General features: G+C 60.3%; 10 protein-coding genes. 3 read left to right on the top strand and 7 right to left on the bottom strand.

Annotated elements, in window-relative coordinates; translation table 11 throughout:
- Positions 1-98: 98 nt before the first annotated feature.
- A complete protein-coding gene (locus AAZU54_RS26905; protein WP_312153722.1) occupies positions 99-833 on the bottom strand; it encodes an amidotransferase in 735 nt (244 codons plus the stop codon).
- A 527-nt stretch (positions 834-1,360) separates the two neighbouring features.
- Between AAZU54_RS26905 and AAZU54_RS26900 the strand changes: the two genes are divergently transcribed.
- Positions 1,361-2,161 (top strand): cytochrome c, encoded by an 801-nt coding sequence (locus AAZU54_RS26900; protein ID WP_186554809.1) that lies wholly within the window; start codon positions 1,361-1,363, stop codon positions 2,159-2,161.
- Between the two features lie 239 nt (positions 2,162-2,400).
- On the opposite strand, the gene AAZU54_RS26895 is transcribed toward AAZU54_RS26900, so the two are convergent.
- The 4 genes from AAZU54_RS26895 to AAZU54_RS26880 form a co-directional block, all read right to left on the bottom strand.
- Positions 2,401-2,733 carry a ribonuclease E inhibitor RraB gene (locus AAZU54_RS26895; RefSeq protein ID WP_186554808.1) on the bottom strand — a complete coding sequence of 111 codons (333 nt, stop codon included), beginning with the start codon at positions 2,731-2,733 and terminating at the stop codon, positions 2,401-2,403.
- Positions 2,734-2,920: 187 nt separating this feature from the next.
- Positions 2,921-3,157, bottom strand: a complete 237-nt coding sequence (locus AAZU54_RS26890; RefSeq protein ID WP_186554807.1) for a hypothetical protein — start codon at positions 3,155-3,157, stop codon at positions 2,921-2,923.
- Positions 3,158-3,301: 144 nt separating this feature from the next.
- Positions 3,302-5,377, bottom strand: a complete 2,076-nt coding sequence (locus AAZU54_RS26885) for an LTA synthase family protein (RefSeq protein ID WP_186554806.1) — start codon at positions 5,375-5,377, stop codon at positions 3,302-3,304.
- A gap of 221 nt (positions 5,378-5,598) precedes the next feature.
- Complete coding sequence (locus AAZU54_RS26880; protein ID WP_186554818.1) at positions 5,599-5,790, bottom strand: PLDc N-terminal domain-containing protein; 192 nt, start codon at positions 5,788-5,790, stop codon at positions 5,599-5,601.
- 127 nt (positions 5,791-5,917) lie between these two features.
- On the opposite strand from AAZU54_RS26880, the gene AAZU54_RS26875 reads away from it, so the two are divergent.
- Positions 5,918-6,856: a ZIP family metal transporter gene (locus tag AAZU54_RS26875; RefSeq protein WP_186554805.1), complete on the top strand. Its 939-nt coding sequence runs from the start codon at positions 5,918-5,920 to the stop codon at positions 6,854-6,856.
- A gap of 69 nt (positions 6,857-6,925) precedes the next feature.
- Here the strand turns inward: AAZU54_RS26875 and AAZU54_RS26870 are convergent, their stop codons facing one another.
- Both AAZU54_RS26870 and AAZU54_RS26865 read right to left on the bottom strand, forming a co-directional pair.
- Positions 6,926-7,456, bottom strand: coding sequence for a hypothetical protein (locus AAZU54_RS26870; RefSeq protein WP_186554804.1), 531 nt, complete (start codon positions 7,454-7,456; stop codon positions 6,926-6,928).
- 59 nt (positions 7,457-7,515) lie between these two features.
- Complete coding sequence (locus AAZU54_RS26865) at positions 7,516-8,037, bottom strand: ankyrin repeat domain-containing protein (RefSeq protein ID WP_186554803.1); 522 nt, start codon at positions 8,035-8,037, stop codon at positions 7,516-7,518.
- Between the two features lie 268 nt (positions 8,038-8,305).
- Here AAZU54_RS26865 and AAZU54_RS26860 point away from each other — a divergent pair, with 268 nt between their 5' ends.
- Positions 8,306-8,578, top strand: coding sequence for a DUF3509 domain-containing protein (locus AAZU54_RS26860; RefSeq protein ID WP_186554802.1), 273 nt, complete (start codon positions 8,306-8,308; stop codon positions 8,576-8,578).
- Positions 8,579-8,650: the final 72 nt, after the last annotated feature.

Genomic DNA, 8,650 nt, shown 5'->3' with positions numbered 1-8,650 from the left:
TATCGCGGGGCAACCCCGCCCCCCCGCCAGATCCACATACCAGCGTGGGAGCGGGCTTGCCCCGCGATAGCGTCGGCACAAGCACTAACAATCTCTAATCAGGCAGCGCTCTCGTTGCCCTTCGCCGAATGCCCAATGAACTTGAGCATCCATTTCCCAACCAGATCTCCCTGGTGCTCGGTCGACAGGCTGGCAATCGCCCGCTGGTACACCTCATCGCCCAAATACTCCTGACGTGCATCGAGCAACGCCCGCGAGTAGTCATGGACGAACTCCGGATGCCCCTGGAAGCACAGCACCTGGTCGCGAATGTGATACGCCGCGTTCGGGCAGAAATCACTGGACGCAATCACCGTAGCGCCTTCTGGCAGTTCAGTGACTTGATCTTGATGGCTGATCAGCAAGGTCAGCTCAGAGACCTCAGGATCCATCCACGGCGCATGCGCCGCCAGGCTATAGCGATGAATGCCAACGCCCCAGCCGCGATCGGCGCGCTCGGCTTTGCCACCTAGCACCAGCGCCAGCACTTGATGACCGAAACACACACCGAGCAACTTCTCGCCACGCTCATAGAGTTTGAGCAAGTACGCCTTCAGCGTCTGGATCCACGGATCCGTGCCAAACGAGTCAGCCTTGCTGCCCGTGACCAGATAGGCATCGAACTTTTCGCCGTCAGGGGGATAGTCGCCATTCATCACGTTGTACACCTGAAATTCGGCCGCAACCGGCTGACGCGAGAACAACTGCTCGAACATCCTTCCGTAGCCCTGATACTGCGCCGTCAACTCCGGTCGCAGAACATCGGTTTCAAGGATGCAGATGCGTAACGACATAGCGATAGTCCTGAACGACATGTGTGGAAATTGTGCTAGAGACTGACGCGAAAGGGACGTACAAGCAAGGGGTTGCACTGACGAACGGTAAGCCCTGTAACCCTTGGTAACCACCCTCGCGCAGCGGTCTAGCCCCGCCATGCCAGCGTGCTAGCCAGTGGCCTTAAAACCAAAGGAACTCGATCAGTACTCAGTTAGAACAAAGGGTTCTGAAACATGGATAACGTTCGCCCTACTGTTGGTTTATATCCACAAAACAAGAGGCATGCAGGAGTTGGCGTGCAACTACGCCGCTGCGATCGACCCGACGCAAAGACAGGGAAGCCAAAGGCTATTCAGGAATAACAACAAGAAGGCGGTCCGCCATGTTCAGACAATCGAAAGTACGCCAAGCCGGACTCATATTGTTCGCCACTACACTGCTGCTGATCCTGCCGAACCTCACTCGGCTATTTGGCTGACAGCATCTGTGGAATTATCTGGCCGAGCACAGGTAACCTGCCGACCCTGATGGTTGGAGAATACCTATGCGCCGATGCCTTGCCCTGCTCGTCTTGATGTTCAGCCTGCCCTTGCACGCAGCGCAATTGAACCTGGAGCTGGGTGATGGCACGCACCGATGGGACAGCGCCGAGCTGCTCAGCCATCCACAAGCGCGCAACCTCGATATCGCCCAGGACGTTGCCTATAAACGCGCCATGCATTATCGCGCGGTGCCCCTGGCGGTGTTGCTTGAAGGCATCCAGCCAGCCGACCACCTGCAGGCCGTAGCCTTGGATGGCTTTGCCGCCGAAATGCCAGCTGCGCCTTTGTTGCAACAGGGTCCGGCCCGCGCCTGGCTCGCCATTGAAGACCCCACCCAGCCGTGGCCGGCGCTAACACCGGGTAAGCCAAGTGCGGGGCCGTTCTATCTGGTATGGACCGATCCACAGGCCAGCGGCATTCGCCCGGAACAGTGGCCGTTCCAGATTGCCATGATCCGCAAGTTGGAGTCGGTCGAGCAACGTTTTCCCGCCCTGCTACCCGATGCCAAATTGCCCAGTAGCGATCCGGCGCGACAAGGCTTTGCCCTGTTCCAGCAAAACTGCCTGGCCTGCCACCGCCTCAATGGCGCAGGTGACGCCCAGTTCGGCCCGGATTTGAACTTGCCGCATAATCCAACGGAATACTTCCAGCCCGAGTTTTTGCGTCAGTACATTCGCGACCCGCAAAGCTTGCGGCATTGGCCGCAGGCGAAGATGCCGGGGTTTGCGCAAAGTGTGCTGAGTGAGCAAGAGCTGGATGCGTTACTGGCGTATCTACGCCATATGGCCAAGCGCAAGCCTTGAAGCACCCGTTGGCCCTTTCGCGGGCAAGCCCGCTCGCACAGGTACCACGCTGGCTTCGAACTCAACGGGGTACCTGTAGGAGCGGGCTTGCCCGCGAAGAGGCCCGTGTTGCCACCATCACACCGGGCTGTGAGCATCGTTTGGAGAACGCTTCAGTGCAGGCATGATTCAATAACTCTTGTGATCGACTTGAATGGCAATGCCTGCGATGGGCTGCACAGCAGCCCCCTGCTCAAACCTCAGGCAGTCTGTCGTTCATGCTTGACGCCCCACCCTTCGACCTCACCGCCAAGGGGCACGACAACCCCCTCGAAGGCTTCCTCGAAGGCACCGATTCCCCGGTAGGTGGCATACATGATCTTGCTCAACTCAAGATCCCAACCACCATCGTCACGTTCACGCACCTGAGCATTGAGTGACTCACCACGAAACTGTCCGGCGGCCTGGCGCGCGCCGTCTTCATTGGGAAATACCGCGTAGAACTCGATGGGGTGGATCTGGGTGAAGTCGAAACCGCCAGCTTTCATCTGGCGCAGGACACTGCTGCTGATATCGTCGTTCTGGCTGCTCATGAATCGTCCTCCTGAATAAAGCAATGGATAGACTTTCCGTGCACTACGCACCTGCCGGCGTGTTGGCGATGCCGGACAGATCGAGCTGATGCAAGACGCGAATGAAACCCACCCCGGCCCGCAGAAAAGACCGACGTGTTCACCCAGCGTAGTGCCTCTCAGAGCACTACGCCAGAGCGGCGCCGTTTTACGGCAATTCGCGGATATCGGTGATCGACACGCCGCTTTGCTCCTTGAGCCAGCGTGCGGTGGGGGATTGGCTGCGGTCTTGGAAGTCGTTGAGGTCCAGTTCGTCCATCACTGGAAACAGGTGCGAGCGGATAGCCCGCGCCGCATCCTCGTCACTGGGACGCTGCTCGGCAGTCAGCAGCAGCGTGGTGGTTTCGCCTTTCTGGTCGGCAAAGATGACTTCCCACTCTTTCATTGAATAGCCCTCCTCGATACAGCAATGAGTGACATCCGTTCTAGCTTGACCCCTGCATAAGGACATTGTTCAGCATGGCTGCCGAGCGAGCATGAAAAAGGCCCGCCGGTCACCCGGCGAGCCTCGTTTACAGCAAAACCCGAATTACTTCGGCGTGCCGTGGATTACACCTGCCGTGTTATCCAGCAGGCTCTTGGTCGCAGTCTGGATGTAAGCCTCGAGGTTTTTCAGCATGTGCGGCTGATCCTCGCTTTCAACCAGCTCGGCCTTGAACTCGCGGCCCAGTTGGTAGCGGTACAGGCGCGGGCTCATGTCCTTGGACTCGATCAGGATGTGATCACCCTTGATTAGGCCGACGATCTGCTCGCTGCCCGAGGGCTTGATGATGCCCACCCCCGGATCCCCTTCAGGCAGGTTGAGCAGGTCGCGCCCCCAGCACTGGTGACGGGTCTGGCCACCGAGACGGCCCATGATGGTCGGCACGATGTCGACCTGGGTGCCCACGGTGTGGTCAACGGCGCCGAATTTCTCCTGGATCCCCGGAGCGATCAGCAGCAGCGGCACGTTGAAGCGGCCCAGGTCCAATTCGGTGACCTGTTGGCTGTTGCCAAAGCCGTGGTCGCCAACGATGACGAACAGGGTCTCCTTGAAGTACGGCTCCTTGCGCGCCTTCTCAAAGAACTGGCCCAGGGCCCAGTCGGAGTAGCGCATGGCGGTCAAGTGCTCATCCAGACGGCCCTGGCCGGTCACCGGCTCCACCGGCAGGTCTTTAGGCAGCGCGTACGGGGTGTGGTTGGAAAGCGTCTGCAGCAGCGCGTAGAACGGTTTCTTGCCGTAGTTCTTGGCCAGCTCTTCGGCGCCGCGGTCGAACATGTCCTGGTCGGACACGCCCCAGGTCGGGTCGGAGAACACCGGGTTGACGAAGTCATTGCGGCCGATGAAGGTGGTCATGCCCTGGTTGCCGAAGAAACCAGACTGGTTGTCCCAGGCAAAGTCGCCGTTATAGACATAGACGTCGTCGTAGTCACGGGCACTGAGCAGCGCTGGCAGGCCGGACAGCTTGTGGCCGCCCTCTGGCGTTTGCATCAGGTACTCGAAGCCTGGCAGGTTCGGGAAGCACGCCATGGTGGCGAACATGCCCTGGTGGGTATGGGTGCCGTTGGAGAAGAAGCGGTCGAACAGCAGACCCTCCTTGGCCAGCTTGTCGAAGTACGGAGTGATGTTGTTCGGGCTACCCAGGGCGCCCACCGAGTGACCGGCGAAGCTCTCCATGAGGATCACCACCACGTTCTTGACCGGCAGGGTGCGCTCGGCAGGCGGCACGAAGTCACGGCGTACGGCCGCTTCATCGGTATCGACCAGGGTATCGTTAGGGGTCAGCAGCAGGTTGCGTACCGCCTCCTGGGCGACCACTGGGTCGAGGGTGGCCTTCCAGATATTGCTGCGGTCTTCGCCAAAGCGGCTGTGGGCAGCGTCGATCAGGGTCAAGGTGCCGTTCAGGCCCAACTGGTTGACGAAGTTGGAGTCGGTGGTGAAGGCATCACCCCAGCGCATTGGCGGGCCCTGGCGCAGGGTGCCACGCGCGGCGATCACCGCCACCAGCAGGATGACCATGAACACCGCCAGGCGGCCGTACCAGGCAACCGGCGCACGTGGGCTGACGCTTGCGCTTGCGCTGCTGCCACGGGTCAGGCGATCGATGCCCTTGAACAGCAGGCTCAGCAACCAGGTGCCGACCAGCCAGGCCAGTATGTAGCGGACCACCGGGAAGCCGTACCAGAGCATGCTCATGACGGTCTTGGGGTCTTCCTTGATGTACTGGAACACCAGGCCGTTCAAGCGCTGATGGAACTCGCGGTAGAAGTCCATCTCCATCAGGCCGAGGAACATCACCGTACTGGCGGCCAGGGTCAGCCACAGGCGGAAGAAGCCACGCCGAGCCATCGCCCAAGGGCTGAGCACCGCCAGCAGCAGCGGAATGCTGATGTACACCACCACCCGCAGGTCGAAACGCAAGCCGTTGAGGAAGCCCTCGGCCACGGTGGAATAAGGGGTGTCGCCGATCATGTCGCTGTTGTAGACCAGCAGCCCCAGGCGCACCAGGCTGAGCATCAGCATGATCACCAGGCCGCACAGCAAGGTATAAGCCAGGTGCGATTTGAGGGTCGGCGCGAACGGGACCGGCACGGCCCGTTGTTTCAAGGCATCCGTGTTAGCCATGAATGGGGAGATCCTAGGATTGCGGGTTTGCGGGAAGGCGACATCGCCACAGAGCCCTGCCATCAAGCATGGCGTTGGACTAACGCAGCATTGTGCGGCGCGGATTCTGGTTAATCCAGTGTGAAAATTTTGTCACGAACGCCGACAGACGGCGCGAGATTGCCCCTATCGCGGGGCAATCCCACCCCCACGCCAACCAGCAATGCCTGCTGGCGGGGCGCTCAGAGGCGGATATTGCCTCTGGGGCCAGCAATCGCCCAAATGATCAGGCCAATGACCGGCAGTAACAGAATCAGCAAGATCCACAGCACTTTGATGCCCACTTCGGCACCACTTTTCAGAACATTCACAATCGCCCAAATGTCCAACGCCAGTATGATCAGGCCTACCAGGCCATTGAATGTCGAGCCCATGCCTTCGCTCCTGAAAAAATCCGTGTGCGGCTGAGCATAGCGTCTATCACGCCGATAGAAGGGAATCCTTGGGCAGCGGCGCAGGTCACTGGTTAGACTGATTTCATTCATTGTCATTGAGGTCCGCATGCCACCTGCCAACACTCAAAGCGCCGCCCCAGCCTCGATGCTGAGCGCCTGGCGGCAACAAGCCCTGAATGCTCCCTGGCTCAGTGCCGGCCTGGGCGTGAGCCTGCTTGCGATTGTTATCCTACTGCTGGCCAGCATGTGGAATGCCGTCAACGGTGATCACTCAGACAACCTGCACCTGGCACTGCTCGGCGGGTTGGCAGGTTTTGGCGCTACCGCGCTGGGCGCAGTGCTGGCGGTGGTACTACGTGATGTCAGCGCGCGCAGCCAGGACGTGATGCTTGGCTTTGCCGCGGGGATGATGCTCGCGGCGAGCTCGTTTTCGTTGATTCTGCCCGGCCTCGATGCGGCCCGCGAGATCACCGGCAACGGCCCGGCCGCAGCGTTCACCGTGGTCCTCGGGATGGGCCTGGGCGTGCTGTTGATGCTTGGCCTGGACCGGTTTACCCCACACGAACACGAAAGCACCGGCCCTTGTGGCCCTGAGGCGGAGCGGATCAGCCGGGTGTGGCTGTTCGTGCTGGCGATCACCTTGCACAACCTGCCCGAAGGCATGGCGATTGGCGTGAGCTTTACCAATGGCGACATGACCATTGGCTTGCCGTTGACCAGCGCCATCGCGATCCAGGACATTCCTGAGGGCTTGGCAGTGGCCCTGGCCCTGCGGGCGACGGGGCTGTCGAATCTCAAAGCGGCGCTGGTGGCGATAGGCTCAGGGCTGATGGAGCCTTTGGGGGCCGTGATCGGCCTGGGGATTTCCACCGGCTTTGCCCTCGCCTACCCGATCAGCATGGGCCTGGCTGCGGGGGCGATGATCTTTGTGGTGTCGCACGAGGTGATCCCCGAAACCCACCGTAATGGCCATCAGACAGCGGCGACGCTGGGGTTGATGGGGGGCTTTGGGGTGATGATGTTTCTGGATACGGCGTTGGGCTGATGGGTTGCCAGTGCCGGCCTCATCGCTGCGATTGGCCCCGCGATGAGGCCGCACTGGCGACAACCACTGTCAGTTGTGTACAGCGACCTTCAAGGCCTCCAACGCCGGTTCCACGGCGATCCCCACCTCAGCGCCCAACTCCAGCACCCGCGCCAGGTCATTCTGACCGACCATCACCATCTGCAACTCGTCATCGAGCAACTGGCTGAAGTTGAGCAGCACATAACCACCGGCTTCCTTGTTCAGCGCGCCCATCTGCACCTGAATGCGGTTGAGTGCGGTCAATGGCTCGGTTTTCGCCAGCTGCTTGGGCTTGAGGTTGAACGGCACGCTCTTGTCGAACGAATCAGTGATGTTCTGGAACAGCTCCTGATAGCTGTCGGCCTGGAACAGCACGGTATCCGGCAGGCTACCGAGCACGATCCACTCACCCAGCGGGATCGGGAAGGTGTCGTCGTAGTTAATATCCGGGTTGGCGGCCAGAAACGCGGCGGGGTCGGCGTAGGCCTGAGCGGCCTCGTCGGCAATGCGCTCGATCTCGTCATCGGGCATGCAACCGGCGCCGACGAGGCTGATGAATTCGCGCAATTGGTCTTTCATGAGGGGGCTCTGCAATGGTGAAAAAGTCACCAAGGATAGCTGCAAACGCCCCCTGAGGGTTAGCCGACCAGCGCCTGCAAGCGCGCAGCGGTGTCGACCGCGCCCATGGTTTGGGCGGCGGCAAGGGCATTGGCGCCCCGGGCATCCTGACGCGCAGGGTCGGCGCCCTGGGCCAGCAGGTAGTCGACAATTTCGCTGCGATTGAACATCGCCGCCAGCATCAACGCTGTACGCCCATCGGCGGCGGCGGCATCCACCGGTACGCCGTGCTCGAGCAGCAGGCGAATCATCGCCAGATCGCCCTTGAACGCGGCGCCAGCGATGGGCAACTGGCCGTTGTCGTTAGCCATCAACGGATCGGCGCCATGGCTCAACAGCACCTGCACGGCATCATGATGGCCATGGTAGCTGGCAAGCATCAGCAGGGTATCGCCCTTGTGGTTGCGCAGATTGGCCGGCAGGCCGCTGGCGAGCAAACGCCCCAGCATCGGGGCATCACCGCGGCGAGCGCGCTCGAACACCTCTTCGGCAAAGGCTGCGGCTTCGTCGTCGTTCATGGTGGCGGGCTGTTGGTCGGACATTCTGAACCTCCTGGCAAAATTTAGAGCCCAAGTCTTTGTCAGGCACCCCTGATGGGTCAAAGGTTCAGATTCTATTGGGCCCAGAGGCTGGCTCTATGGCCATGCAAAATGCACTGTGCAAAATGCACGACCATGCACTATGCACGAAGACCTCCTCTTCAATATCCTTTAAGTCACTGATTTTAAAGGAATTTAATAGATCACGAAGACTGGCACGGTCACTGCAACGATCAACTCACGTCTGCCAACACAACAGTCAGGAGTTGATATGGATCTCATTCAGCAAAAGTTCGCCTCGGTGTTTTCCGCCTACCAGGTCGCTACCCAGGCCCGCCCGGACGGCGGCATCCTGCTGACCCTGCGTGCCGCTGATGGCGTGGTCACCCGCCGGGTACTGACTTACGGCCAACTGCACAGTGCCGAGCAGCTGTCGTGGGCGATCAGCGCGATTCGCCGTGACCTGGCGGAACAGGCCAGTGAGCTGCCAGTGATCTCGATGCTGCAGAGCCAGCAGCGGTTTGCGCTGCCGACTTACCGCTGAGTGTCAGTACCACTGCTATCGCGGGGCAAGCCCGCTCCCACGTAATTTAGCTTCAGCAGGAAACTACGTGGG

It is taken from the genome of Pseudomonas sp. Je.1.5.c, assembly GCF_051129895.1.
Lineage (GTDB): Bacteria > Pseudomonadota > Gammaproteobacteria > Pseudomonadales > Pseudomonadaceae > Aquipseudomonas > Aquipseudomonas urmiensis.
Note: the sequence above shows the minus strand (reverse complement) of the source record. Positions and strands in the feature narration are given on the sequence as shown.

Excerpts from the sequence above, each read along its gene's own strand:
- AAZU54_RS26905 (WP_312153722.1), bottom strand. The coding sequence starts at position 833 with ATGTCGTTACGCATCTGCATCCTTGAAACCGATGTTCTGCGACCGGAG.
- AAZU54_RS26900 (WP_186554809.1), top strand. The coding sequence starts at position 1,361 with ATGCGCCGATGCCTTGCCCTGCTCGTCTTGATGTTCAGCCTGCCCTTG.
- AAZU54_RS26895 (WP_186554808.1), bottom strand. The coding sequence starts at position 2,733 with ATGAGCAGCCAGAACGACGATATCAGCAGCAGTGTCCTGCGCCAGATG.
- AAZU54_RS26890 (WP_186554807.1), bottom strand. The coding sequence starts at position 3,157 with ATGAAAGAGTGGGAAGTCATCTTTGCCGACCAGAAAGGCGAAACCACC.
- AAZU54_RS26885 (WP_186554806.1), bottom strand. The coding sequence starts at position 5,377 with ATGGCTAACACGGATGCCTTGAAACAACGGGCCGTGCCGGTCCCGTTC.
- AAZU54_RS26880 (WP_186554818.1), bottom strand. The coding sequence starts at position 5,790 with ATGGGCTCGACATTCAATGGCCTGGTAGGCCTGATCATACTGGCGTTG.
- AAZU54_RS26875 (WP_186554805.1), top strand. The coding sequence starts at position 5,918 with ATGCCACCTGCCAACACTCAAAGCGCCGCCCCAGCCTCGATGCTGAGC.
- AAZU54_RS26870 (WP_186554804.1), bottom strand. The coding sequence starts at position 7,456 with ATGAAAGACCAATTGCGCGAATTCATCAGCCTCGTCGGCGCCGGTTGC.
- AAZU54_RS26865 (WP_186554803.1), bottom strand. The coding sequence starts at position 8,037 with ATGTCCGACCAACAGCCCGCCACCATGAACGACGACGAAGCCGCAGCC.
- AAZU54_RS26860 (WP_186554802.1), top strand. The coding sequence starts at position 8,306 with ATGGATCTCATTCAGCAAAAGTTCGCCTCGGTGTTTTCCGCCTACCAG.